Source organism: Gordonia prachuapensis, from assembly GCF_036350515.1.
GTDB lineage: Bacteria > Actinomycetota > Actinomycetes > Mycobacteriales > Mycobacteriaceae > Gordonia > Gordonia prachuapensis.
Genome location: NZ_JAZDUE010000005.1, coordinates 152673 through 178832, shown reverse-complemented (window position 1 = coordinate 178832; position 26160 = coordinate 152673). Strand labels below are relative to the sequence as shown.

The following is a 26160-nucleotide window of genomic DNA, read 5'->3' as shown; positions in this document are numbered from 1 at the left end:
ACGCGACATAGGGCTACTACAGAGCATGGTAGACGGTGGGTTCCGGGATCGAAGAATCGAGTCCTGACCCCTGTTCGGTGTCACTCGACGCGCGACGGCGCATCGCACGCGACTACTCTGTAGGCCGTGGCTGCCGTATCTCCCATCGGTGATCGACAGCGCGCGGCTGCACCGGGACCGATGGTCCGCAGCGACCCTGGCACCGGAGCCGCAAGCATCACACTCTCGAGCACACTGTGGACTCGTACATACTGTGGATTGCACGAACAGACGACCTGCGATCGCGATGACCGACCGGGCGCTCGCACCGACAAGGCACAGGAGACAGCACAATCGTGGCGCTGACAGATGACATCACTGCGTTGACCCAGCCGGCCTATCCCGACGACTGGTCCGAGGTGGACACCCGCGCCGTCGACACCGTCCGAGTGCTCGCCGCCGACGCCGTCCAGAAATGCGGGAGCGGTCATCCCGGCACCGCCATGAGCCTTGCCCCGCTCGCCTACACCCTGTTCCAGCGGGTGATGCGGCACGATCCGGCCGACACCCACTGGGTGGGGCGCGATCGCTTCGTCCTGTCGTGTGGCCACTCCAGCCTGACCCTGTACATCCAGCTGTACCTCGGTGGATTCGGACTCGAACTCGCCGACCTCCAGGCTCTGCGCACCTTCAAGTCCAAGACGCCCGGGCATCCCGAGTTCCGTCACACCCGCGGCGTCGAGATCACCACCGGCCCGCTCGGTCAGGGGCTGGCCTCCGCCGTCGGCATGGCGATGGCCGCGCGCCGCGAACGCGGTCTGTTCGATCCAGAGCCCGCGTGGGGTGACAGCCCGTTCGACCACTACATCTATGTGGTCGCCTCGGACGGCGACATCGAGGAAGGGGTCACCTCCGAGGCATCGTCGCTGGCCGGCACCCAGCAGCTGGGCAACCTGATCCTGTTCTACGACGACAACAAGATCTCGATCGAGCACGGGACCAGCATCGCGCTGTCGGAGGACACCGCCAAGCGTTATGAGGCCTATGGCTGGCACGTCCAGGTGGTGGAAGGCGGCGAGGATGTCGCCGCCATCGAAGCCGCTGTCGCCGAAGCCAAGTCGGTCACCGATCGCCCGTCGATCATCGTGCTGCGGACCATCATCGGCTATCCCGCACCCACCAAGATGAACACGGGCGGGGTGCACGGCTCCGCGCTCGGCGACGACGAGGTCGCCGCGACCAAGAAGATCCTTGGCTTCGACCCCGACAAGACCTTCGAGGTCAGCGACGAGGTCATCAGCCACACCCGCGCTCTCGTCGACCGTGGACGTGAGGCTCATCAGGCATGGGAATCGTCGTTCAACGATTGGGTCGCGCGCGAACCCGAACGCAAGGAGCTCTTCGATCGCGTCAGCCAGGACAAGTTGCCGCCCGGCTGGGCCGACGTGCTGCCGAGCTGGGAGACCGGGAAGTCGGTTGCCACACGATCGGCCTCCGGCGAGGTCCTTAACGCGGTCGCACCGGTGCTGCCCGAACTCTGGGGCGGTTCGGCGGATCTGGCCGGCAGCAACAACACCACCATGAAGGACGCGAAGTCCTTCGGCCCGACGTCGATCTCCAACGAGGACTGGGACGCCGAGCCGTACGGCCGGACGCTGCACTTCGGCATCCGCGAGCACGCCATGGGATCGATCCTGTCCGGCATCGTGCTTCACGGCCCCACGAGGGCGTACGGCGGTACCTTCCTGCAGTTCAGCGACTACATGCGACCCGCGGTACGCCTGGCCTCGCTGATGGACATCGACCCCATCTACGTGTGGACGCACGACTCGATCGGGCTCGGTGAGGACGGCCCGACCCATCAGCCGATCGAGCACCTCGCCGCCCTGCGGGCGATCCCGAACCTCAGCGTGGTCCGCCCGGCCGATGCCAACGAGACCGCGTTCGCGTGGAAGACCGTGCTGGAGCGGTCGAGCAGCAGCGGTCCCGTCGGCCTGTGCCTGACGCGACAGAAGATCCCGGTGCTCGACAACACATCGGCGGCCGGGGTCGAGAAGGGCGGCTACGTCCTGGTGGAGGCCTCGACCCCGATCCCCGACGTCATCCTGATCGCCACCGGCTCCGAGGTCGAGATCGCCGTGGCCGCAGGCCAGAAACTCGAAGCCCAGGGCATCGGCGCTCGCGTCGTCTCGATGCCGTGCGTCGAGTGGTTCGAGAGCCAGGACCAGAACTACCGCGACCAGGTCCTGCCACCCACCGTGAAGGCCCGCGTCTCGATCGAGGCCGGCATCGCCATGCCGTGGCACAAGATCGTGGGCGGCTTCGGTGAGAGCGTTTCGCTCGAGCACTACGGGGAATCCGCCGACTACCAGACGCTGTACACCGAGTTCGGCATCACACCCGACGCCGCCGTCGCCGCCGCACAGCGTTCGATCGCCAATGTGAAGGGATAGCAGAATGACGCAGAATCCGAAACTCGCCGAACTCTCCGCCGCCGGGGTCTCGGTCTGGCTCGACGACCTGTCCCGCGACCTCATCGGCTCCGGCGACCTCGCCGGTCTGATGGCCGAGAAGTCGGTGGTCGGTGTCACCACCAACCCGTCGATCTTCCAGGCCGCTCTGTCCAAGGGCACCAGCTACGACGATCAAGTCAACGAACTCGCCGCACGCGGAGCGGATGTCGACGCGACCATCCGAACGGTCACGACTGACGACGTGCGCAACGCCTGCGACGTGCTCGCGCCGGCCTTCGAGGCCTCTGACGGTGTGGACGGCCGCGTGTCCATCGAGGTCGATCCCCGCCTGGCCCACGACACCGACGGCACCGTCGCGCAGGCCGTCGAACTGTGGAAGATCGTCGACCGGCCGAACCTGCTGATCAAGATTCCCGCCACCAAGGCCGGGCTCCCTGCCATCACCCGCACCCTCGCCGAGGGCATCAGCGTGAATGTCACGCTGATCTTCTCGGTGGAGCGCTACAAGGAGGTGATGGACGCCTACCTCGACGGCCTCGACGCCGCCGCGGAGGCCGGGCACGATCTGTCCACCATCCACTCGGTCGCGTCGTTCTTCGTCTCCCGCGTCGACTCCGAGGTCGACAAACGTCTCGACGCCATCGGCACCCCGGAAGCCACCGAACTCAAGGGCAAGGCGGCACTGGCCAATGCACGCCTGGCCTACCAGGCGTATCAGGAGATCTTCGAGGTCGAGTCCCGATTCCCCGACCTGCTTGCCAAGGGGGCGCGTCCGCAACGTCCGCTGTGGGCGTCGACCGGAGTGAAGAACCCCGACTATCCCGACACCCTCTATGTCAGTGAACTCGTCGCCCCGAACACGGTGAACACCATGCCGGGCAAGACCATGGACGCCTTCGCCGACCACGGGTGGGTCAACACGGGGTCAATCGTCGGCCTCGCCCCCGAGTCGCAGGAGGTCTTCGACAAGATCGCCGCACTCGGCATCGACTTCGTCGACGTCTTCAAGGTGCTCGAGGACGAGGGTGTCCAGAAGTTCGAGGACGCCTGGATCGAGTTGCTCGACGCTACCGCCGAACAGCTCTCGGCCGCGAAGGGCTGACCCGAGTGCCCCGCGGCGGTACCGATTGGAACAACCCGCTCCGTGACCCCCGGGACAAGCGGCTGCCACGGATCGCGGGTCCGTGCAGCCTGATCATCTTCGGTGTCACGGGTGACCTGGCGCGCAAGAAGTTGATGCCCGCGGTGTACGACCTGGCCAACCGGGGTCTGCTCCCCCCGTCGTTCGCGCTCGTCGGCTTCGCGAGGCGCGACTGGGACGACGAGGATTTCGCCAAAATCGTCCACGACGCCGTCCGTGATCACGCCCGCACCGGTTTCCGGGAAGAGGTGTGGGAACGGCTGGCGGAAGGGTTCCGATTCGTCCAGGGCGCTTTCGACGATGACGCCGCGTTCGACCGGCTCCGGGAGACACTCGACCGGTTGGACAAGGAACGCGGCACCGACGGCAACCACGCTTTCTACCTGTCGATCCCGCCGAAGGCCTTCCCCACCGTGTGCGAGCAGTTGGAACGCAGCGGGCTGGCCAAGGAGGAAGGCGATCACTGGCGGCGGGTGGTCATCGAGAAGCCCTTCGGTCACGACCTCGAGACCGCCAAGGAACTCAACGCGATCGTCAACAGCGTCTTTCCCGAGTCGTCGGTGTTCCGGATCGACCACTACCTCGGCAAGGAAACGGTCCAGAACATCCTCGCGTTGCGGTTCGCCAACCAGCTGTTCGATCCGCTGTGGAGCTCCCACTACGTCGACCACGTGCAGATCACGATGGCCGAGGACATCGGTCTCGGCGGCCGTGCCGGCTACTACGACGGGATCGGCGCGGCGCGCGACGTCATCCAGAACCACCTGCTGCAGTTGATGGCGCTGGTGGCGATGGAGGAACCGATCTCGTTCGAGCCCAAGCAGTTGCAGGACGAGAAGATCAAGGTGCTCGCAGCCACACGCAACATCGAGCCGTTGGACGAGAACACCGCCCGCGGGCAGTACGGGCCGGGTTGGCAGGGCAGCCAGCAGGTGCCGGGCCTCCTCGACGAAGAGGGTTTCGCCAAGGACTCCACCACGGAGACGTTCGCCGCGATCGCGTTGGAGGTCGACTCACGGCGCTGGGCCGGGGTGCCGTTCTATCTGCGCACCGGCAAACGACTCGGGCGGCGCGTCACGGAGATCGCGTTGGTGTTCAAACGCGCGCCGCATCTGCCGTTCGACCAGACGATGACCGAGGAGCTCTCGCAGAACGCCCTGGTCATCCGGGTGCAGCCGGACGAAGGCATCACCTTGCGCTTCGGGTCCAAGGTTCCCGCGTCGAGCATGGAGGTGCGCGACGTCAACATGGACTTCAGCTACGGCACGGCATTCACCGAGGCGTCGCCGGAGGCCTACGAGCGCCTGATCCTCGACGTGCTGCTCGGTGAGCCGTCACTGTTCCCGGTCAACGAAGAGGTCGAACTCTCCTGGAAGATCCTCGACCCGGTGATCGAGCATTGGGCGGAGGCCGGGAAACCCGACACCTACGAGTCAGGAACGTGGGGGCCCGCCTCGTCCGAAGAGATGCTCGCACGTACCGGACGCTGTTGGCGCCGACCATGACCGTCGCCGCCCGGAACAACCGAGAGGATGTCAGAGGATGATCGTCGAACTGCCCGACACCTCCACTGTGACCGTGGCCAAGAAGATCGTCGAGGTCCGTGAGTCCGGTGGCGCGGTCAGCCTCGGTCGCGTGTTGACCCTCGTCGTCTGCGCCGAGCACGGTGAACCCACCGAGGGTGCGATCGAGGCCGCCGTGGGAGCCAGCAGCGAGCATCCGAGCCGGGTGATTGTCGTGGCCAGCGGATTCCGGGACGACACCCCGCGCCTCGACGCCGAGATCCGTGTCGGCGGTGACGCGGGAGCGTCGGAGGTCGTGCTGTTGAGCCTGCACGGCGAACTCGCGAACCACCCACGTTCGGTCGTGATGCCGTTCCTGCTCCCGGACACGCCGGTGGTGACCTGGTGGCCGGGAAAGCCACCGGCGAACCCGGCGACCGATCCGATGGGCACGCTTGGCCGCAGACGCATCCTCGACGCCACCAAGTCCGGCGACCCTCGCACCGTTCTGGAACGCCGGCTCGCCACGTACGCGCCCGGCGACTCCGATCTCGCGTGGACGCAGATCACCCCGTGGCGTGCGCTGCTGGCGTCGGCGATGGACCGGCCGCCCCATACCCCGGTCATCGGGGTCGAGGTGACCGGTCCCAGCGACTCCCCCAGTATCGATCTGCTCGCCGGGTGGCTGCACTCGGCGTTGCAGGTACCCACGCGCCGCGAGGTAGGGAGTTTCGAGGTCCGGATCCTGCGCGAAGACGGTCCGACGATCCTCGCGCTCGACCAGAACAACAACGCGGTGATCTGCATGCCCGGCAAACCGGATGGTCGTGTGGCGATGAGCCGACGCGAACTGCCCCTCTTGCTCGCCGAGGAACTACGACGCCTCGACACCGACGACACGTATGAGAGCGCCCTGAAGGGGGTGGCCGAGATCAACACCACCAGTAGGGTGGCGTGATGACCCCGGAAACGCTCGTGTTCGACGACAAGGACGCGCTCGTCGCGACGGCGGCCAGCCGGTTCGTCGACCTGGTGACACATGCGCAGGCCGACCACGGCGTGGCGAGCATCGTGCTGACCGGGGGCAGCAACGGGATCGCGATCCTGCGGCACCTCGCCTCCGACAGCGGTGACATCGACTGGTCGCGGGTCGAATTGTTCTGGGGCGACGACCGGTTCGTGCCGGCCGACGACCCGGAGCGCAACTACGGGCAGGCACGTGAGGCGCTGCTCGACAAGGTTCCGGTCGATCCGGCCCGAGTCCATCCGATGGCAGCGTCCGACGGCGATTTCGGCGACGACATCGAGTCAGCCGCCGCGGCGTATGCCGAGGCCCTCGCGCATATCGGCGCCGGGCAGGTGCCGCACTTCGACCTCCACCTGCTCGGCATGGGTGGTGAGGGGCACATCAACTCCCTCTTCCCGCACACCGCGGCGACCGCGGAGTCCGAGAAAACGGTTGTGGCCGTGGAGGATTCCCCGAAGCCGCCGCCGCGACGGATCACCTTGACGCTCCCGGTGGTCAACCGGAGCAAGGCGGTGTGGTTCCTGGTCGCCGGAGAGGACAAGGCCGAGGCGGTCGCTGCCGCCCACACCGGCGCTCACGCCGCCGACTGGCCGTGCGCCGGCGCGCACGGCACCGACGAGACCGTGTGGTTCCTGGACCGCGGCGCCGCGTCACGCCTCACTTGAGTCAGGTGGCGAATCGGTGGGCGGCGTTGCCCGAGACGTCGGGTGCGACGTCTGGGCACAGCGCGATCGAGTGGTCGTAGAAGCGTTCGTCGAGCGGAAGGAACGGAATCGGCGACTCGTCCGTGACACCGCGAAGCCGATCGGCGAGATCACGCTCGACCTCGACGATGGTTGACTCGTCGACGTCGCGCGCACGGGTGACGAGGTGTGGCCGCAAGGTTTCCATCCCCGTGTACCAGAGCGTTCCGTGCAGCGTCGTCCACAGCACGTCCTCGATGTCGCCGCTGATGCCCCGCGGACCCAGGCTGCCGGGACGGTCACCGGCGGTGACGATGGTCAGCGCGCGGCGTCCGACAAGTCCTCCGTCGCCGTATTTGCGGGCCCGACCCGTGGCGGGATCGATCACGTCGTAGGCGAATCCGCGCTCGAAGACGCGGTCCACCCAGCCCTTCATGATCGCGGGCATCCCGTACCACCAGAGGGGGAACTGCAGCACGACCAGGTCGGCATCGCGCAGCTTCTGCTGCTCGGCCTCGACGTCGTCCCCGCCTTCCTCGCGCAGCACCGGATCCCACTGCATCGCATACAGATCGGACTCGAGAACCTGCCAACCCTCGTCGCGAAGCACCTGCGCGCCGAATCGATGCAGATGTCGGTTCAGAGAGCTCGGGTCCGGATGTGCGACCACCCACAAAGCCTTCATGGTGCGTGCAACGTCGCCACGGGTCGTGCGCATTCCGGTCGCGGCGCGACGCGGAAGGGACACCAGCCCTACCCAGTCGACGGCAAATGGCGCCCAGTCGACGGGAAATGGCGCCCAGTCGACGGGAAACGGCGCCCGGTCGACGGGAGGAGGAAACCTAACCCGAGTTACGCAGCGCCGTGGCCAATCCGTTCATCGTCAACTGGATGCCACGCCGGATGCGGGGTTCGTCGTCGCCGGCACGGAACCGCCGCAGCAACTCGACCTGCAACAGGTTGAGCGGCTCGAGGTACGGGAACCGGTTGTAGACCGAACGTTTGAGCGCGGCGTTGTCCGACAGCAGGTCGTCGGTGCCGGTGATCTTGGAGTACATGTCGATGGTCCGCTCGTGTTCGTCGACGATCATGCCGAACACGGTGTCTCGCAGTTCCTCGTCCGGGACCAACTGCGCATACCGGTGTGCCAGCCCCATGTCCGACTTGGCCAGCACCTGCGCCATGTTCGACATCACCGTCCGGAAGAACGGCCACTTCTCGTAGTAGCGACGCAACGTCTCGAGGCGCTGCTGGTCGTCGGCGACCCACTCCTCGAAAGCCGAGCCGGTGCCGTACCAGCCGGGCAGCATCACGCGGGACTGGGTCCACGACAACACCCATGGGATCGCCCGCAGATCAGAGATCTTCTCGGTCTGCTTTCGTGACGCCGGACGGCTGCCGATGTTGAGGGCACCGATCTCCGACAACGGCGTCGATGTGGTGAAGTACTCGACGAAGCCCGGTGTCTCGTGCACGAGTTTGCTGTAGGCCGACCGCGCCAGACCGGCGATCTCGTCCATGTTGCGATAGGCGTCCTCGGACTCGTCCCCGAGTCCTTCCACGTCCAGGAGCGACGACTCGATTGTCGCGGCCAGCAGGGTTTCCAGGTTGCGTTGGGCCAGAACGGGTTCGGCGAACTTGGCGGCGATGATCTCGCCCTGCTCGGTGAGTCGGAGTGATCCCTGTACCGCGCCGGGAGGTTGAGCGAGGATCGCGTCGTAGCTCGGTCCCCCGCCACGGCCGACGGTACCGCCGCGGCCGTGGAACAACCGCAACCGGATTCCGGCCTTCTTCGCCGCCTCGACCAGGTCCAGCTCACCGCGGTACAGCGCCCAGTTGGCCGCCATGTAGCCGCCGTCCTTGTTCGAGTCCGAGTAGCCGAGCATCACCTCCTGCATCCCGGCCTGCCCGTCGACGAGGTCGCGATACAGCGGAATGTCGAGCGCCGCGAGCAGCGTGGCCGCACCCTGCTGCAGATCCTCGATGGTCTCGAACAGCGGGACGATCCGGACCGAGCACACCAGCTTGCCCGACTCGGCGTCGATGTCGATCAGTCCCGCTTCCTTCAGCAGGATCATCGGTTCCAGCATGTCGCTCACCGAGGTACACATGCTGATGACGTAGTTCGGCACCGCCTCGGGGCCGAAGGTCCGTACCGCTGCAGCGGCCGCGCGGACGATCCCGAGTTCCTTTGTCGCGAGCTCGCTCAGGTCGGCATCCGGTCGGGTCAATGGGCGCCGCGCGGTCAGCTCGCTGACCAGGATCTCCACCCGCTCGGCCTCACCGAGTGACGCGTAGTCGGGGTGCACGCCGGCCCAGGCCAGCAGCTCACCGACGACCTCCTCGTGCATCTCCGAGTTCTGTCGCATGTCCAAACCGGACAGGTTGAACCCGAAGGTGCGGACCGCTTCCCGGAGTCTCAGCAGCCGATCGTCGGCGATGATGTCGTCGTGCGTGGACCGCAGTCCGGCGTCGACGACGTCGAGGTCGGCCAGCAGGTCGCCGGCCCCGGCGTATGGTTCCGCGCCGTCGATCATGAACAGATCGGAGGTCTTCATGACCTCTTCGCCGAACATGTCGGCGGCGGTGGCGACGAGGCGGGACCGGATCTTTCGCAGGGCGACGCGGAAGGGTTCGTCGGCGGCGGGGTCGTCGCGGTCCACACCCGCCAGCTCATAGACGGCGTCGTCGGGCGACATCAGGCGCGTCGACATACTCAGTTCCTCGGCGAGCAGCCGCAGCTCGGACAGGTGATGGCCGATCGCCGTCCGGGCTGCGAGCGTTGTCGCCATCTCGACGATCTCGCCGGTGACGAACGGGTTGCCGTCGCGATCGCCACCGATCCACGACCCCATCCGCAGCATCGGATCGTCCTTCAGTCCCGCGTCGGGATAGGCAGAACGCAGTGCGGCACGAACCCCCGTGTTGATCTTCGGCACCACCTCGAAGAACGACGCGTCGTAATAGCGCAGACCGGAACGGATCTCGTCCTGGATGTTGAGCCGTTCCAGCCGGATCAGGGCGGTTTGCCAGAGGGTCAGGATCTGCCGGCGCAGACCTTCCATGACCTCGGCATCCTCTGCGGGTGTGAGCTCGGTCCGGCTGCGGAAGCGCATCAACTCGGTGATTCGGTTCTGCGCTTCGAAGACGGTACGGCGACGCGTCTCGGTGGGATGGGCGGTGATGACGGGCACGACCGTCGCATCGGCCAGCGCACGACCCACGTCGGCGTCGGTGAGACCGGCCTGCGCGAGCTTGGCGTACGTCGCCTCCAGCGTGCTGTCCTGCGGCGGATCGCCGGCCCGGACGTGGAGGGCACGGCGGCGCTCCCGATGGATATCCTCGGCGAGGTTGGCGAGTAGGGCGAAGTTGCAGAATGCGCGGATCACCGGCATGGCGACGGAGAGGTCGAGGTCGACGAACATGTCTGCCAACGTCTCGCGGTCGATCTCGGCGCGCCGAATCCGAAAGGCCGCGATGCGTGCGTTCTCGACGAGGTCGAAGACCTCGGTACCGGAATGTTCACGGATCATGTCGCCGAGCAGACCACCCAGCAACCGGATGTCCTCGCGCAACGGTTCGGTCAGCGCCCGGCCCTCGTCATCGATGATGATGTGATCGGCGATCGTCATCGTGGGGCGCCACGCGGGCGCTCCGGCGGACCGATGCTGCTCAGACGAGTTCGATTCGCTCATACGGTCAGTATTCCGGTATTCGCAACCTGTGGCATCTCGGGGCGGCGCCCGAACGTCAAACGGCGACCCTCACCTGCCGTGAGGCAGACGGGTCGCCGCAGACGAAGCAGACCGGTCGGTCGGCGTCAGGAAAGTTTGATGTCGACGCCGATGCCGATGATGAAGATGAACCAGATGATGCCGACGAAAATGGTCAGGCGGTCGAGATTGCGCTCGACCACGCTGGATCCCGACAGCGACGACTGGACACCGCCGCCGAACAGCGACGACAGACCGCCGCCCTTGCCGCGATGCAGCAACACCAGCACCACCATCAGCAAACTGGTGATGACCAATCCGATGTCGAGTGCGAGCTTCACGTGTAGTCAGTCCTGTTCGGTCGGTGCAGACAAGTGTGGCAGGCTGCGCCGACGGCTCGGAGCCGTCCGGGCACAACCTGCCACAGTCTACGCGCCCTTCGACGGGGCTCAGGGAACGGGGTGAACGGGATCAGTGAACGGGCCGGCCACCCCGACCCCGAGGAGGCCCGGAGCCTGCAGAGCCCCCGGCCACCCGACCCCCGAGGAGGCTCGGAGCCTGCAGAGCCCCCGGCCACCCGACCCCTGAGGAGGCCCGGAGCCTGCGGAGGGCCGTCACGAAGGGGTTCGTGACGCTCGGCTGGGAGCAGCAGTCACGGAAGGGGTCCGCCGGCGGCGATGGCCGACAGGCTCGCGAACTCGTCCGATTTCAGCGAGGCCCCGCCGACGAGGGCACCGTCGACGTCGGTCTGGCCGACGATCTCGCCGACGTTCTTGGCGTTCACCGAACCGCCGTAGAGCACCCGGACCGAATCCGCGGTCGCGGCGTCGGCGATCTCCGCGAGTGTCTTGCGGATCGCGCCGCACACCTCCTGCGCGTCCTCGGCGCTGGCCACCCGACCGGTACCGATCGCCCACACCGGCTCGTAGGCGATCACGACGTTGCCGATCTCCTCGGCCGAGAGCCCTGCCAACGAGCCCTTCAGCTGGGTGACGTTGTAGTCGACGTGCTCGCCGGCCTCCCGGATGTCGAGCCCCTCCCCGATGCACACGATCGGCGTCAGACCGTGCTTGAGCGCGGCTTTCGTCTTCGCGAGCACCACGTCGTCGGTCTCGGCGTGCATCGTCCGTCGCTCCGAATGGCCGACGACCACGAAGGTGCACCCAAGCTTCGCGAGGAACGCACCGCTGATCTCACCGGTGTATGCACCCGAATCCTGCGCCGACAGGTCCTGCGCCCCGTAGGTGAGCAGCAGTTTGTCGCCGTCCACGACGGTCTGCACGCTGCGGATGTCGGTGAACGGCGGGATCACCGTGACGTCGACCTTGTCGAAGTACTTCGCGGGCAGCGCGAACGCGATCTTCTGGACGAGCGCGATGGCCTCCAGATGATTCAGGTTCATCTTCCAGTTGCCCGCGATGAGCGGCTTGCGACTCGCCATCAGCTCTCCAACACCTTCAATCCGGGGAGTTCCTTGCCCTCCAGGTATTCCAGCGACGCCCCGCCGCCGGTCGATATGTGCGAGAAGTCCGAATCCGGCAGTCCGAGCGTCCGGACAGCCGCCGCGGAGTCGCCACCACCGACGACCGTGAACGATCCGCCCTTGGTGGTCGCCGCGATCGCCTCGGCGACGCCCCGGGTGCCCGACGAGAACTTCTCGAACTCGAAGACACCGGATGGCCCGTTCCAGAACACGGTCTCCGCACCGGACAGGACCGCGGAGAACCGCTTGACCGATTCGGGCCCGATGTCGAGCCCCATCCAGCCGTCCGGGATCTCCTCGACCGGCACCGTCTTCGCATCGGCATCGGCCGCGAACTTGTCGGCGACGACGACGTCGACCGGCAACCGGATGACGTCGCCGAACTGCTCGAGCAGCCCCTTGCAGACGTCGATCTGATCTTCCTGTAGCAGCGAGTTGCCCACCGAGTGCCCCTGCGCGGCAAGGAAGGTGAACGCCATCCCACCGCCGATGACCAGGGTGTCGACCTTCGGCGCAAGCGCTTCGATGACGCCGAGCTTGTCCGACACCTTCGACCCGCCGAGCACCACCGCGTACGGCCGGGCGACCTCGTGGGTGAGTTTGGACAGCACGTCCACCTCGGCCGCCACGAGCTTGCCGGCGTAGTGCGGCAAGAGCTTCGCGACGTCGTACACCGATGCCTGCTTGCGATGCACCACACCGAAGCCGTCGGAGACGAAGGCACCGTCGTCGCCGACCAGCTCGACGAGCGCCTTGGCCAGCGCTTCCCGTTCGGTCTCGTCCTTGGAGGTCTCGCGCGGATCGAAACGCACGTTCTCCAGCAGCAGGACATCGCCGTCGGTGAGGCCTTCGGCGCGCGCCAGCGCATCCGAACCCACCACATCACCGGCGAGCTGGACGTTGCGCCCGAGTTCGGCGCCGAGTCGCTCGGCCACCGGGGCCAGCGAGAACTTCGGATCCGGTTCGCCCTTCGGACGACCGAGATGCGCGGTGATGATGACCTTCGCACCGGCATCGACCAGCGCCGACAAGGTCGGCAGGGAGGCCAGGATGCGGCCCGGGTCGGTGATCGTGGTTCCGTCGAGCGGAACGTTGAAATCCGACCGGACCAGCACTCCCCGACCCGAAACGCCTTCTTCCAGAAGGTCTTTCAGTGTGGGTACGCCCATGGTGGCGTTGCTCCTAGTGGCTCGAGGAAGGTTACAGCGACTTGCTGACGAGACCGGTCAGGTCGACGAGGCGGTTGGAGTAGCCCCACTCGTTGTCGTACCAGGAGACGGCCTTGACCTGGTTGCCGATGACCTTGGTGAGCCCCGCGTCGAAGAGCGACGAATGCGGGTCGGTGACGATGTCGCTGGAGACGATCGGCGCATCGTAGTACTTCAGGATGCCCTTGAGCGGCCCCTCGGCGGCGGCCTTCATGGCGGCGTTGACGTCATCGGCCGACGGTGCCTTCTCCAGGATCGCGGTGAGGTCGGTGACCGAGCCGGTCGGGATCGGCACACGCAGGGCATAGCCGTCGAGCTTGCCGAGCAGTTCCGGCAACACGAGGCCGATGGCCTTCGCCGCACCGGTGGAGGTCGGGACCACGTTGAGCGCGGCGGCGCGGGCGCGACGCAGATCCTTGTGCGGGCCGTCCTGCAGGTTCTGATCCTGGGTGTAGGCGTGCACGGTGGTCATCAGACCGGAGACGATGCCGAACTCGTCGTTGAGCACCTTGGCGAACGGGCCGAGGCAGTTCGTGGTGCACGACGCGTTGGAGATGATGTTCTGGCTGCCGTCGTACTTGTCGTCGTTGACGCCCATCACGATGGTGATGTCCTCGTTCTTGGCGGGCGCCGAGATGATGACCTTCTTGGCGCCGGCGTCGAGGTGGCCCTTGGCCTTGGTGCCGTCGGTGAAGATGCCGGTCGACTCGACCACGACATCGACGCCGAGATCGCCCCACGGCAGCGCCGACGGGCCTTCCTTGATGGCCATCGCCTTGATCTTCTTGTCGCCGACGACGATCGTGTCCTCACCTTCGAGCGAGACGTCATCGGAGAGTCGGCCCAGGATGGAGTCGAACTTGAGCAGATGGGCGAGCGTCGCGTTGTCGGTCAGGTCGTTGACCGCGACGATCTCGATGTCCGTGGTGCCCAATGCCTTCTGCGCTTCCACTGCGCGAAAGAAGTTGCGGCCGATCCGGCCGAATCCGTTAACGCCTACCCGAACAGTCACTGTGGTGCTCCTTACGGTATTCATCGTCGAGGCTTGCGGCCGGTTACGCAGGACGATCATGTTGGTGACGGTGATGCGCGACCCACTTCAGCCTAGTAGGACCGGCCAGACGCAGCATGCGAAGGGTCCGATTCGTTCACCTGTTGTTCCGGGTCGACCTCACGCCTCGTCGAGCAAGTCCGAGGTGACAGCCGACTCCGTGTCCGGGATGCCCTCGGTGCGCGCCTTCTTGTCAGCCATCGAGAGCAGGCGCCGGATCCGTCCGGCCACCGCATCCTTCGTCATCGGCGGGTCGGCGAGCTGCCCCAACTCCTCGAGGGACGCCTGCCGGTGGGTGATCCGCAGCTGGCCGGCGGCGATGAGGTGATCGGGCACGTCGTCACCGAGGATGTCCAGGGCGCGCTCGACACGTGCAGCCGCGGCCACCGCGGCTCGCGCCGAACGACGCAGGTTGGCGTCGTCGAAATTGGCGAGACGGTTGGCCGTCGCACGGACCTCGCGCCGCATCCGGCGCTCCTCCCAGACCAGCCGCGTGTCGTTGGCGCCCATCCGGGTCAGCAGGGCTCCGATCGCCTCACCGTCACGGATCACCACCCGGTCTGCCCCACGCACCTCACGCGCCTTGGCGGACACCCCGAGACGGCGAGCGGCCCCGACGAGAGCCAGGGCGGCCTCCGGTCCCGGACAACTGACCTCGAGCGCCGACGAACGGCCCGGTTCGGTGAGCGAACCGTGAGCGAGAAACGCACCGCGCCAGGCGGCTTCCGCATCGGCGACACTCCCGCCGACGACCTGCGCGGGCAATCCCCGCACCGGACGTCCACGCAGGTCGAGCAAACCCGTCTGACGGGCCAGACCTTCACCGTCCTTGGTGACACGCACGATGTAGCGCGCGCCCTTCCGGATGCCCCCGCTGCGCAGGACGTGGACATCGGAGTTGTAGCCGTACAGGTCGAAGATCTCGCGTCGCAGCCGCCGGGCCACATTGCCCAGGTCGACCTCGGCCTCGACGACCACGCGGCCGGCGACGATGTGCAGTCCCCCGGCGAAACGCAGCAGCGCCGACACCTCGGCCTTGCGGCAACTCACCTGGGTCACGGTCAGACGGGATAGCTCATCCTTCACCGCCGCGGTCATCGCCACCGGTCCCTGCCCTCCTGTCACGGTCCTCCTGTCGGGTCGCACAGTCCTACGGCCAGGAAGCCGGTACCGCCACTGGCTCGCCTCACCGCTCGCGAATCCCCCGGCACGGAGGCCGTCACCCCCGCGAACGGAGTCGTGGCGTCGGCAACCGCACCGCCCGGGCCGGTGTCACCGCGTCAGCGGTGGCTCCCGACGATCATGTGGGCGCAGTCGGATGCACACGACTCACTCACGATTCTTGCGCCCGGACAGCGTATCGACTCAATTCACCTTCGCACAGTTGGTTCACCAGGGTGGCGACTTTCTCGGGGTCGTGCACGTGCCTGCCGGGAACCGCGAGGTCACCGACATGCAGACGTGCGCCGAACAACTCAGCCGCCCGGATCAGGTGATCCCGCTCACGCCCCGCGGGAACAGACGCGGCATCCACCACGACGTCATCCACACGGAGGACATCGGCGTGGGCGTGTAGCACGTGCAGATGCCGCTCGACCGAGAATCCCGTCGTCTCACCGGGTTCAGGAGCGAGGTTGACGAACAGCATCTTGCGGGCCGAGGTGTCGCGCAGCGCCGTGAGCTGCTCGGGCACCAGGACGTGCGGGATCACGCTGGAGAACCAGGAACCGGGTCCCAGCACCACCAGGTCGGCCGACCGGATCGACTCGAGAGCTTCCGGACAGGCCGGCGGGTCGGTCGGCAGCAAACGGACCCGACGCACCTTTCCGGGGGTGGTCGCGACCGCCACCTGCCCGCGGATACAACGACTGATCCGAGGGTCGCTCTCCAGCCCGGACACGTCGGCCTCGATGTCGAGCGGTACCGCCGACATCGGCAGGACGCGTCCGTCGATGTCGAAGACGGCCACGAGTTCGTCGAGCGCCGCGACCGGGTTGCCGGTGACCTCCGTCAGCCCGGCCAGCAGCAGATTGCCGATGGGGTGGCCGGCGAGAGCGCCGCGACCACCGAACCGGTGCTGAAACGTCGTGGTCCACAGCTCGTGCGCGGACCGACCGAGTGGGGTCGGCCCGTCCGATCGCTCGTCCAACGCGGCCGGCGCGGACATCAACGCCGAGAGCGCCATCCGAAGATCGCCCGGCGGGATGACACCGAGTTCGGCGCGCAGCCGACCCGAGGAGCCGCCGTCGTCGGCGACGGTCACCACCGCGGTGACGTCCCGACTCAGGTACCTCATCGCGGTGAGCGTGGCGTGCAGTCCGTGCCCGCCGCCGAGCGCGGTGATCCGCATCTGCCGGTCCGCGGTGCCGTCGGTGCCCGTCACTCGCGCCCCAGGTCTCGATGGATCACCCGGACATCGAAGCGCGGCGCGCCGCGTTCGTCGAGCATCTCTCCCAGTCGTCGGCCGATCTCCTCCGAGATCGCCACGCTGCGATGTTTGCCGCCGGTGCAGCCGATGCTGATCGTCATGTACCGCTTGCCTTCTCGGAGGTAGCCCGGTGCAACCACCCCCGCCATGCCGAGTTGGAGATCCACGAACCGGGCCGCACCATCCTGCCCGAGCACGTAGTCGCGGACGTCGTCGTCGCGACCATTGTGCGCCCGCAACTCGGGTATCCAGTACGGATTGGGCAGAAATCGCACGTCGGCGACGTAGTCGGAGTCGATCGGCAGACCGTACTTGAAGCCGAACGACTGGACCGCGACGCTGAGACGGTTGTCGGTGTCGTGCGGGTACACACCCTCGACCACCTCACGGAGTTTGGCGGCGGTCAGGGCCGAGGTCTCCACGACGAGGTCGGCCGAGTTCTTGATCGGCGCCAGGATCACCCGTTCGCGGGCGATGCCGTCGACCAGGGTCTCGCGGCCCTGCAACGGATGACGCCGGCGGACCTGTTCGAAGCGGCGGACGAGGACATGATCGCTGGCGTCGAGGAAGAGCAGTTTGGTGCGGGCACCAGCCGCCTCCAAGGACTTTCGCAGATCGTCGAGCTGCCCACCGATTTCGTCGTCGGACGCACGTAGCACCATCGCGAGCCGTGCGACAGCGGGATCACTCTCCCGGACCGTCCGCACCATCGTCGCGATGAGCGACGGCGGCACGTTGTCGGCGACATACCAGCCGTCGTCCTCCAGGACGTTGGCAGCGGTGGAACGACCCGCACCGGACATGCCGGCGACGAACAGGACGGTGTAGTCCGGTGGCGGCCCCGCGATGTCCGTGGTAGTGCCGTCCGTATCGGGTTGGTCGGTCACCGGTCCTCTCCTCCAGTCGGGGCCTGCGTCGGAACGGGTATCTGGTGGGCGTCGGTGCGTTCGGGTTCTGTGGGCACGGCGTCGCTGCGTTCCGGAGATGCGTCGTCGGCGAGCGCCGCGGCGACGGCCCGCGCGGTGGCCATGCCGATCCCGGGTACACCAGAGATGTCGTCGAGTGACGCCTCCCGCAGGCGGGCCACCGATCCGAAGTGCGTGACGAGTGCGGTCCGCCGCGTGCGACCGAGACCGGGGACCCCGTCGAGGACCGATTCGGTCATCCGTTTGCTGCGCTTGCTGCGGTGGAAGGTGATGGCGAACCGATGTGCCTCGTCGCGCACGCGCTGAAGCAGGAACAACGCCTCGCTGGTCCGGGGCAGGATCACCGGTTCATCATCACCCGGAATCCACACCTCTTCCAGTCGTTTGGCCAGGCCGACGACCGAGACATCGGTGACGCCCAGCTCGTCGAGAACCGATGCTGCCGCGTGCACCTGGGGTGAACCACCATCGACGACGAAAAGGTTTGGCGGGTAGGCGAACTTACGCGTGCGACCGGTGTCCGGGTCGATCGCGGACTCGGTGGTGATCTCCTGGTCCTGCCGATGCCGCAGGAACCGACGGCGGGTGACCTCCGCGATCGAGGCGACATCGTCGGACCGTCCATCGCCGGCGGCCTGACGGATGGAATAGTGCCGATAGTCGGACTTGCGCGGCAGTCCGTCCTCGAAGACCACCAGTGACGCGACCACGTCGGTGCCCTGGACGTGCGAGATGTCGATGCACTCGATCCGCAGGGGCGCCTGATCGAGGCCGAGCCCCTCCTGCAGTTCGGTGAGCGCAGCCGAGCGGGTGGTGAGATCCCCGGCGCGGCGCAGCTTGTGCTGCGCCAATGCTTCCGAGGCGTTGCGGGTCACCGTGTCGAACAGTGCCTTCTTGTCCCCGCGCTGTGGCACCCGGATCGCCACCCGACTGCCGCGCAGATCCGACAACCACTGCTGCAACTCCGCATGGTCGTCCGGCAGATCGGGGACGAGGACCTCACGCGGGACCGAATCACCCCGGGCCCGGTCGTCACCGATTTCCACCGACGCGTCGAGATCCACTTGCGCACCGTAGAACTGGGTGACGAACTGTCCCACCTGTTCGCCGACCGAGTCGTCGTCGGAGCGCTCGACCACCCAGCCCCGCTGTCCGCGGACCCGGCCGTCACGGACGTGGAAGACCTGGACGGACACCTCGAGTTCGTCGCCGACCATGCCGACGACGTCGGCGTCGGTTCCGTCCCCGAGGACCACCGCCTGCTTCTCCATCGCCCGGCGCATGGCGCCCACGTCATCGCGCAGACGCGCCGCCCGTTCGAAGTCGAGGTCCTCTGCAGCAGAAGTCATCTCGCGCTCGAGCCGACGAATCATCTGATCGGTCCGGCCGGCCAGGAAATCGCAGAAATCGTCGACGATCTCCCGGTGCTGTTCGGCGGTGACCCGACCGACGCACGGCGCCGCACACTTGTCGATGTAGCCCAGCAGACACGGCCGGTCGATCTGCCGGTGACGTTTGAACACGCCGGTCGAGCAGGTACGTGCCGGGAACACCCGGGTCAGCAGATCGACCGTCTCCCGAATCGCCCAGGCATGTGAATAGGGCCCGAAGTACCGCACCCCGCGTCGTCGCGGGCCGCGGTAGACGAACAGTCGCGGGTACTCCTCGTTGAGCGTCACGGCGAGGACCGGGTAACTCTTGTCGTCGCGGTAGCGGACGTTGAACCGCGGGTCGAATTCCTTGATCCAGTTGTACTCGAGTTGGAGCGCCTCGACCTCGGTCCCGACGACCGTCCACTCGACCGCGGCGGCGGTGGTGACCATCTGCCGGGTGCGTGGATGCAACCCGGCCAGATCTGCGAAGTACGAGGTCAGACGCGACCGGAGATTCTTGGCCTTGCCGACGTAGATGACACGACCGTGGGCGTCGCGGAACTTGTAGACGCCTGGCTCGGTCGGGATCGTGCCCGGGGCGGGACGATACGTTGTCGGGTCTGCCACGCAGTCCAGGCTAGTGCCTGACTACGACCGTCCGTCCTGACCGGTGCCGCCCGGGCCGTTGTCGTCCGAGCCGTTGTCGTCCGGGCCGATGTGGGGGTGGTAGCGCTGTTCCAGTTCCCGAAACGCATTCATCGCCGCCACGGCACGGTCGGAGTCCCAGGCCTGCACGGCGAGCACCGGCACGTGTTCGTCGTCGGGCAGCAACAGCCGCGCCGAGAAACCCTTGTCCGGGTAGGTCATGCCGCGCACCCGATCCCACTCGAACAGGCGCTCCCCGGTGAGATTGCGCACGCCGACACCAGTACGGCCGACGCGCAGGCGCGGGCGGGTGAACAACAGGATGAGCGCGGCCTCGACGACACCGATCAAGGCGAGACCGAGTTGGTCCGACCCGCCGATCTCGACACCGGTGTCGGAGATCGTCAGCAACGCCGCAAACGTGATGTGGATCGCCACCACCACCGCTGCAACGACGATCGCGATGCGGGGCATCCGACGGGGGCGGTACTCGAGGTCCCACTGCACGGTCGTGGAGGTGCTCACCGGAGTTCTTCGCCGCGGGCCAGCGCCCGTAGGGTCAACGCGGAGTCCAGCGCGGCCGACGTGGCCTGGGCGCCCTTGTCCTCTTTCGACTCGGGCAGTCCCGCGCGTGCCAACGCCTGTTCCTCGGTCAGTGTCGTCAGCACCCCGTTGCCGACGGGGGTGGATTCGTCCAGTGACACCCGCGTCAGCCCGGCGGTCACCGCGTCGCAGACGTACTCGAAATGCGGTGTCTCCCCCTTGATGACGACGCCGAGGGCGACCACCGCATCGTGGGTGCGGGCCAGGGCCTGCACAATGACCGGCAGTTCGATCGCGCCGGCGACTCGGACCACGGTGGGGTCGGCGACACGATGTTCGGCCGCGACCCGCAGTGCGCCGTCGAGCAGCGCGGTGCAGATGGTCTCGTGCCACTGGGAGGAGACGATCGCCAGCCGCAGCACGCTCGCGTCCGCCAGGTCGAGTGTCGGTTCGCCGTGTCCACTCACGCCGGGTCCGCCTCCCCGTTGCGTTCCACCCATTCCTCCAGGCCGACGAGGTCGTGGCCCATCCGGTCCCGTTTGGTGCGCAGGTAGTGCAGGTTCTCCGAGTTGGCCCGCACCGGCATCGGCACCCGGTCCACGATCTGCAGGCCGTAGCCGTCGAGACCGACCCGTTTGGCCGGGTTGTTGGTGAGCAGGCGCATCGAGCTGACACCCAGGTCGACGAGGATCTGCGCGCCCAGCCCGTAGTCACGGGAGTCCGCGGGCAGGCCCAGGCGCAGGTTGGCGTCGACGGTGTCGGCGCCGGAATCCTGCAGCTGATAGGCCTGGAGTTTGTGCAGCAGTCCGATGCCGCGACCCTCGTGACCCCGCATGTAGAGCACGACGCCGCGACCCTCGCTCGCGACCATCTCCATCGCCGCGTCGAGCTGCGGACCGCAGTCGCAGCGCAGCGAGCCGAAGACGTCGCCGGTGAGGCACTCGGAGTGCACCCGGACCAGGACGTCGTGTCCGCCCCGGTCGCCGCCGGCGATGTCACCCTTCACCAGTGCGACGTGCTCCACGTCGTCGTAGATGCTGGAGTACCCGACGGCACGGAAGTCACCGTGGCGGGTGGGGATCCGCGCCTCGGCGACCCGGACCACGTGCTTCTCGTGCCGGCGACGCCAGGCGATCAGGTCGGCGATCGAGATGAGCGCGAGGTCGTGGTCATCGGCGAACACGCGCAGCTCGTCGGTCTGCGCCATCGAGCCCTCGTCCTTCTGGCTGACGATCTCGCAGATCACGCCGGCGGGCGCGAGACCGGCCAGGCGTGACAGATCGACGGCGGCCTCGGTGTGGCCGGGGCGGCGCAGCACGCCACCCTCTTTGGCACGTAGCGGCACCACGTGGCCGGGCCGGGTGAAGTCGACGGCGCTGCTCTTCGGGTCCGCCAGCAACCGCATCGTGGTGGCACGATCGGCGGCGCTGATGCCGGTGCCGATGCCCAGGCGTGCATCCACGGTCACCGTGTACGCCGTGCCGTGCTTGTCCTGGTTCATCGAATACATCGGCGGCAGACCGAGCCGGTCGCAGTCCTCGCCCGCCAGCGGCACGCAGAGATATCCGGAGGTGTAGCGCACCATGAACGCGACCAGTTCGGGAGTGGCCTTCTCCGCGGCGAAGATCAGGTCGCCCTCGTTCTCGCGGTCCTCGTCGTCGACCACGACGACGGCCTTACCGGCCGCGATGTCGGCGATCGCTCTCTCCACCGAATCGAATCGCACCTGCTCGCGCACCTCGGGATCTGCCGGACCCGTCATGTCGTCACCGCCTACCGTTGCACTGCTCACCATGTCTACTCCGCTCCTGTCCCGCCCCGGACACCACGGTCGCTCACGCCCGGCAGGTTCGGGGACCCCGATTCCTGCAGAGCGGGATGAAGGCGTTCGACGTACTTCGCGATCACGTCGACCTCGAGATTGACGGGATCGCCCACCGTCGCACCGCCCAGGTTCGTCTCGTTGAGGGTGGTGGGGATGAGCGAGATGTCGAACCACGGGTCGCCGGGGTCGGCGCTCAACGCGGCGACCGTCAACGACACCCCGTCGACGGTGATCGAACCCTTCTCGACGATGTACCGGCTGAGGTCGGCGGGCACGGCGATCCGCACGACGGTCCAGTGCTCGGAGGGGGTGACCGCGACGATCCGGCCGACGCCGTCGACGTGGCCCTGCACGATGTGACCGCCGAAGCGCCCGCCCGCGGCCATGGCTCGTTCCAGGTTGACCCGACTGCCCGCACCGAGATCGGCCAATGAGCTGCGGCGCAGCGTCTCGGCCATGACGTCGACGGTGAACTCGCCCGCATCGTGTTCGACGACGGTCAGGCACACGCCGTTGACCGCGATGGAGTCGCCGAACCGGGCGTCACCGGTCACCAGGGGGCCGCGGACTCGTAGCCGGGCGGCATCGGACAGGTCGTCTCGACGGACGATGGTGCCGAGTTCCTCGACGATGCCGGTAAACACTGCGCGCTCCTCGTGTTCTCGCTCGGAGCGCGTGCATGTGAGCATGAGGACGGCCGGGAGCCGGCGTCCGTTCTCTCACATCCGGACTCTGACCGTCGGCTCCGGATTCACACCGGATCTGCTGTCCCTGCCAGGTGGCAGGCGCTCGCGGGCTCGACGCCCACATCTGTGGGTCACCATCACCGCCGGTGGGGAATTCCACCCCGCCCCGAGAACTCTGCCATCGAAATTAGCACGTCCGAACTCGGCACGGCATCCGCCCGTCGTCCGATGAGTTCACCGTCACCTCGCGAGGCCGCACAGAACCCCGGCAGGTGTCGCATGTCATCCGACGTCAGCGGCGAGGCGGATCAGGACGTCGTCGCCGAGTGTCTCGACCGACACCAGTGAGAACCTGTTCGCATCGGCGAGCGACTCGACTCCCGGGACCTCGACCGACGCGGCGCCCGCACCGAGCACCAGGGGTGCGAGGTAGACCTCGATCTCGTCGACGAGGCCGGCCGCCAGGAATGCCCCGATGACCGACGGTCCACCTTCGACCAGCACCCAGAGGGCGTCCTCGAGTCCGGCGAGCACATCGGCTGGTTCATGAGTCCGGAAGTGGCGCGTCGGTGCCGCGTCGTCGGCGATCCGGGCCCCGGCGGGCAGGTCACGAAATCCCATCACCACGCGCGCGGGCTGGTGCGGCAGCAGCCCGCCGTCCTCGTCTCGAGCGGTGAGCGCGGGGTCGTCGCGCCAGACGGTGCCCGTGCCGACGACGATCGCATCCAGTCTCGCCCGCTGACGGTGTGCGCGGCGACGCGCCGGCTCCCCGGTGATCCATTGACTGGTCCCGTCGGGTGCCGCGACCCGACCGTCGACGCCCGAGGCGATCTTGGCGGTGACCATCGGACGTCCGGTTCGCTGCCGGAACAGCCAGGGACGCAACGGCCCAGCCGCTACGGCGGCCGCTTCGACACCGCCGACCACTCGCAGACCGGCGTCACGAAGGGTGCCGGCGCCGCCGGCGGCGCGGGGATTCGGGTCGTCGATCGCGTAGTACACCGCGACGACGCCCGCGTCTCGCAAGGCAGCGGTGCATGGGCCGGTGCGGCCGGTGTGGTCGCACGGCTCCAGGGTGACCACGGCGATGGCGCCGCGGGCGCCGGCGCCCGCCGAAGCCAACGCCATCACCTCGGCGTGCGGACCGCCCGGCGGCTGGGTGAATCCGCGCCCCAGCACGGTCCCGTCCTGCGCGATGATGACCGCCCCCACGGGCGGATTGGGCGAACTGATGCCTTGCGCACGACGGGATTCGTCGATGGCCAGGTGCATCGCGCCTGCGACGTCGACTTCCCCCGCGGCGTCGACGTCCGCGGCCGCGTCGTCGGACACGGCGATCAGTCCACCGGAGTTCGTGCGGCAGCCGCCTGCTCGCGGAGCGCGTTCACGGCCTCGCCCGGGTCCTGGGCACCGTAGACCGCCGAACCCGCCACGAAACAGTCGATGCCCGCTGCGGCGGCCTGCTCGATGGTGTCGGCGTTGATCCCACCGTCGATCTCGACGAGCAGGGTGAGATCCTCGGCGTCGATCACCTTGCGGAGGGTCCGTGCTTTGGCGAGGACCTCGGGGATGAACTTCTGCCCGCCGAAGCCCGGCTCGACACTCATGATCAGCAGGGTGTCGAACTCCCGGATGATTTCCAGGTAGGGCTCGAGCGGGGTACCCGGCTTGACGCTCAGGCCGGCCTTGGCCCCGGCCGCCCGGATGTCCCGGGCGACCGCAACCGGGTCGTCGGTGGCCTCGGCGTGAAAGGTCACGTTGTGGGCGCCGGCTTCCGCGTACGGCGGCGCCCATCGGCCGGGCTGCTCGATCATCAGGTGGCAGTCCAGCGGGATGTCGGTCGCCTTGAGCAGACTCTCGACCACCGGTAGGCCCAGGGTCAGGTTGGGCACGAAGTGCGCATCCATCACATCGACGTGCAACCAGTCGGCACGTCCCGGACCGGGCCCGGCCACTGCCCGCGCCTCGGCGGCGAGATTGGCGAAGTCGGCGGAGAGGATGGATGGGGCGATCATCGGGGTACCGGTGGCGCACATGAGCACTGATTGTAGGGCGCGCGGAGCGGGGCTCGTCTCGACGTCGCGGTCAGCGACGCAGCGCCGCCAGGAACATGGCGTCCGTGCCGTGGATGTGCGGCCAGAGCTGGACGTGTGGCCCGGGGCCGGCCTCAGGGACGGGGACGAGCGGGCGCGCATCGACTTGTTCGGCGTCCGGATGCTGTGCGAGCACGTCGGCGACGACCTCGACGGTCTCCGCAGGGTGCGGCGAACACGTCGAGTACACGACGACGCCGCCGGGCCGGAGCAGCCGGAACGCCTCGGTGAGCAGCTCACGCTGCAATGTGACCAATCCGGGCACGTCCTCCGGCCGGCGACGCCAGCGCGCCTCGGGACGACGGCGCAACGACCCGAGGCCGCTGCATGGCGCATCGAGCAGAATGCGGTCGAAACCCGCCTCGAGCCCGCTCGCCCGCGCGTCGGCGACGTGCACCTCGACCGGTAGATCGCGGACCACCTTGCGGATCAGCTCGGCCCGGTGTTCGGAGACCTCGACGGCGTCGAGGTGTGCTCCGTCGATGTCGGCGATCGCCGCGACGAGTGCGGCCTTGCCGCCGGGGCCGGCACACATGTCCAGCCATCGCCCGGCGTCGTCGGCGACGTCGGCGACCGTGAGAGCGCGTCCCACCAACTGACTGCCCTCGTCCTGCACACCGGCATACCCTTCGCGCACCGCGTCCAGATCGCCCGGATCGCCGCCCGGCAGGTAGACGCAGTACGGCGAGTACCGTCCCACCTCGCCACCACTGACCAGGGCGAGCTCCTCGGCGGTGATCAGGCCCGGCCGCGCCACCAGATGCACCGGCGGACGATCGTCGTCGGCGGCGAGTGCGGCCTGCAGTCGACCGGCCGACCCACCGAGCGCCTCGTCGAAGACCTCCGCGATCCACCGCGGATGGGCGTATCGGAACGCCAGGTTTCCGATGACGTCGTCGGCGATGGAGGGGGCCAACTCGTCGATCCACAACTCCTCGTCGCGCTGGGAGACCTTGCGCAACACGGCGTTGACGAATCCGGCCGGCCCCATCCCCATCTCGGATCGGATCAGGTCGACCGACGTGGACACCGCCGCGTGGGCGCCGATCCGGGTGCGGAGCAGTTGGTAGGCGCCGAGTCGTAGGACATCCAACACGTCCCCGTCGATCTCGTCGACGGGCCGCCGGGCCGCAGCGGCGATGACGGCGTCGAGCAGCCCCTGCGCGCGGGAGGCCCCGTAGGTCAGCTCGGTGGCGAGCGCGGCGTCGCGGCCGGTGATGGCCCTGTCGCGCAACATCTTCGGGAGCACCAGGTTGGCATAGGCGTCGCGTGTCCGGACCGCGCGCAGGGTGTCCCGGGCCGCGGCCCGGACCGGATCGACCGCCTTGTCGCGGGTCTTGGGTGACCTCGTCATGCGCTCACCTTCGTCTCGGCGTGCTG

At 67.6% G+C, this 26160-nt stretch carries 22 protein-coding genes and 1 riboswitch; of the genes, 5 read left to right on the top strand and 17 right to left on the bottom strand.

Annotation, left to right across the window (positions count from 1 at the left end):
• The first annotated feature begins 335 nt into the window (after positions 1–335).
• Genes tkt through pgl form a run of 5 tightly spaced genes read left to right on the top strand, consistent with a single transcriptional unit; the run spans position 336 to position 6788 of the window.
• Positions 336–2432, top strand: a complete 2097-nt coding sequence (gene tkt, locus V1Y59_RS07885) for a transketolase (protein ID WP_330504255.1) — start codon at positions 336–338, stop codon at positions 2430–2432.
• 4 nt (positions 2433–2436) lie between these two features.
• Positions 2437–3555, top strand: coding sequence for a transaldolase (gene tal, locus V1Y59_RS07880; protein WP_330504254.1), 1119 nt, complete (start codon positions 2437–2439; stop codon positions 3553–3555).
• A gap of 5 nt (positions 3556–3560) precedes the next feature.
• Positions 3561–5099 (top strand): glucose-6-phosphate dehydrogenase, encoded by a 1539-nt coding sequence (gene zwf, locus V1Y59_RS07875; protein ID WP_330504253.1) that lies wholly within the window; start codon positions 3561–3563, stop codon positions 5097–5099.
• Positions 5100–5136: 37 nt separating this feature from the next.
• On the top strand, positions 5137–6054 hold the full coding sequence (locus V1Y59_RS07870; RefSeq protein ID WP_330504252.1) for a glucose-6-phosphate dehydrogenase assembly protein OpcA: 918 nt from the start codon (positions 5137–5139) through the stop codon (positions 6052–6054).
• Complete coding sequence (pgl, locus tag V1Y59_RS07865) at positions 6054–6788, top strand: 6-phosphogluconolactonase (protein WP_330504250.1); 735 nt, start codon at positions 6054–6056, stop codon at positions 6786–6788. The genes V1Y59_RS07870 and pgl overlap by 1 nt, the downstream gene beginning before the upstream one ends.
• Before the next feature lies 1 nt (position 6789).
• On the opposite strand, the gene V1Y59_RS07860 is transcribed toward pgl, so the two are convergent.
• From V1Y59_RS07860 to V1Y59_RS07780, 17 genes are all read right to left on the bottom strand, one after another.
• A complete protein-coding gene (locus V1Y59_RS07860; RefSeq protein ID WP_330504249.1) occupies positions 6790–7554 on the bottom strand; it encodes an NAD(P)H-dependent oxidoreductase in 765 nt (254 codons plus the stop codon).
• A gap of 94 nt (positions 7555–7648) precedes the next feature.
• Positions 7649–10501, bottom strand: coding sequence for a phosphoenolpyruvate carboxylase (gene ppc, locus V1Y59_RS07855; RefSeq protein WP_330504248.1), 2853 nt, complete (start codon positions 10499–10501; stop codon positions 7649–7651).
• Between the two features lie 125 nt (positions 10502–10626).
• A complete protein-coding gene (gene secG / locus V1Y59_RS07850) occupies positions 10627–10860 on the bottom strand; it encodes a preprotein translocase subunit SecG (protein WP_330504247.1) in 234 nt (77 codons plus the stop codon).
• Between the two features lie 311 nt (positions 10861–11171).
• Entirely contained in the window at positions 11172–11960 is a 789-nt protein-coding gene (gene tpiA, locus V1Y59_RS07845; RefSeq protein ID WP_330504246.1) for a triose-phosphate isomerase, read from the bottom strand.
• Positions 11960–13171, bottom strand: a complete 1212-nt coding sequence (locus V1Y59_RS07840) for a phosphoglycerate kinase (RefSeq protein WP_330504245.1) — start codon at positions 13169–13171, stop codon at positions 11960–11962. The genes tpiA and V1Y59_RS07840 overlap by 1 nt, the downstream gene beginning before the upstream one ends.
• 31 nt (positions 13172–13202) lie before the next feature.
• On the bottom strand, positions 13203–14222 hold the full coding sequence (gene gap, locus V1Y59_RS07835) for a type I glyceraldehyde-3-phosphate dehydrogenase (RefSeq protein WP_330432077.1): 1020 nt from the start codon (positions 14220–14222) through the stop codon (positions 13203–13205).
• A 159-nt stretch (positions 14223–14381) separates the two neighbouring features.
• On the bottom strand, positions 14382–15359 hold the full coding sequence (whiA, locus tag V1Y59_RS07830; protein ID WP_330432494.1) for a DNA-binding protein WhiA: 978 nt from the start codon (positions 15357–15359) through the stop codon (positions 14382–14384).
• A gap of 235 nt (positions 15360–15594) precedes the next feature.
• A complete protein-coding gene (locus tag V1Y59_RS07825) occupies positions 15595–16611 on the bottom strand; it encodes a gluconeogenesis factor YvcK family protein (protein WP_330504349.1) in 1017 nt (338 codons plus the stop codon).
• Between the two features lie 29 nt (positions 16612–16640).
• The gene (gene rapZ / locus V1Y59_RS07820) at positions 16641–17576 is read right to left on the bottom strand and encodes an RNase adapter RapZ (RefSeq protein ID WP_431309125.1); all 936 of its coding nucleotides are present in this window, start codon (positions 17574–17576) and stop codon (positions 16641–16643) included.
• Entirely contained in the window at positions 17573–19615 is a 2043-nt protein-coding gene (gene uvrC / locus V1Y59_RS07815) for an excinuclease ABC subunit UvrC (protein WP_330504244.1), read from the bottom strand. The genes rapZ and uvrC overlap by 4 nt, the downstream gene beginning before the upstream one ends.
• Before the next feature lie 21 nt (positions 19616–19636).
• Positions 19637–20107, bottom strand: a complete 471-nt coding sequence (locus V1Y59_RS07810) for a PH domain-containing protein (RefSeq protein WP_330504347.1) — start codon at positions 20105–20107, stop codon at positions 19637–19639.
• Positions 20108–20154: 47 nt separating this feature from the next.
• Complete coding sequence (gene ribH / locus V1Y59_RS07805; protein WP_330504243.1) at positions 20155–20643, bottom strand: 6,7-dimethyl-8-ribityllumazine synthase; 489 nt, start codon at positions 20641–20643, stop codon at positions 20155–20157.
• Positions 20640–21938: a bifunctional 3,4-dihydroxy-2-butanone-4-phosphate synthase/GTP cyclohydrolase II gene (locus tag V1Y59_RS07800; protein ID WP_330504242.1), complete on the bottom strand. Its 1299-nt coding sequence runs from the start codon at positions 21936–21938 to the stop codon at positions 20640–20642. The genes ribH and V1Y59_RS07800 overlap by 4 nt, the downstream gene beginning before the upstream one ends.
• 35 nt (positions 21939–21973) lie before the next feature.
• Entirely contained in the window at positions 21974–22645 is a 672-nt protein-coding gene (locus tag V1Y59_RS07795; RefSeq protein ID WP_330504241.1) for a riboflavin synthase, read from the bottom strand.
• Between the two features lie 65 nt (positions 22646–22710).
• Positions 22711–22865, bottom strand: a riboswitch (FMN riboswitch).
• Between the two features lie 104 nt (positions 22866–22969).
• Positions 22970–23959: a bifunctional diaminohydroxyphosphoribosylaminopyrimidine deaminase/5-amino-6-(5-phosphoribosylamino)uracil reductase RibD gene (gene ribD / locus V1Y59_RS07790; RefSeq protein WP_330504346.1), complete on the bottom strand. Its 990-nt coding sequence runs from the start codon at positions 23957–23959 to the stop codon at positions 22970–22972.
• Positions 23960–24024: 65 nt separating this feature from the next.
• Complete coding sequence (rpe, locus tag V1Y59_RS07785) at positions 24025–24723, bottom strand: ribulose-phosphate 3-epimerase (protein WP_330504240.1); 699 nt, start codon at positions 24721–24723, stop codon at positions 24025–24027.
• A gap of 49 nt (positions 24724–24772) precedes the next feature.
• The gene (locus V1Y59_RS07780; protein ID WP_330504239.1) at positions 24773–26134 is read right to left on the bottom strand and encodes an RsmB/NOP family class I SAM-dependent RNA methyltransferase; all 1362 of its coding nucleotides are present in this window, start codon (positions 26132–26134) and stop codon (positions 24773–24775) included.
• Between the last annotated feature and the right edge of the window lie 26 nt (positions 26135–26160).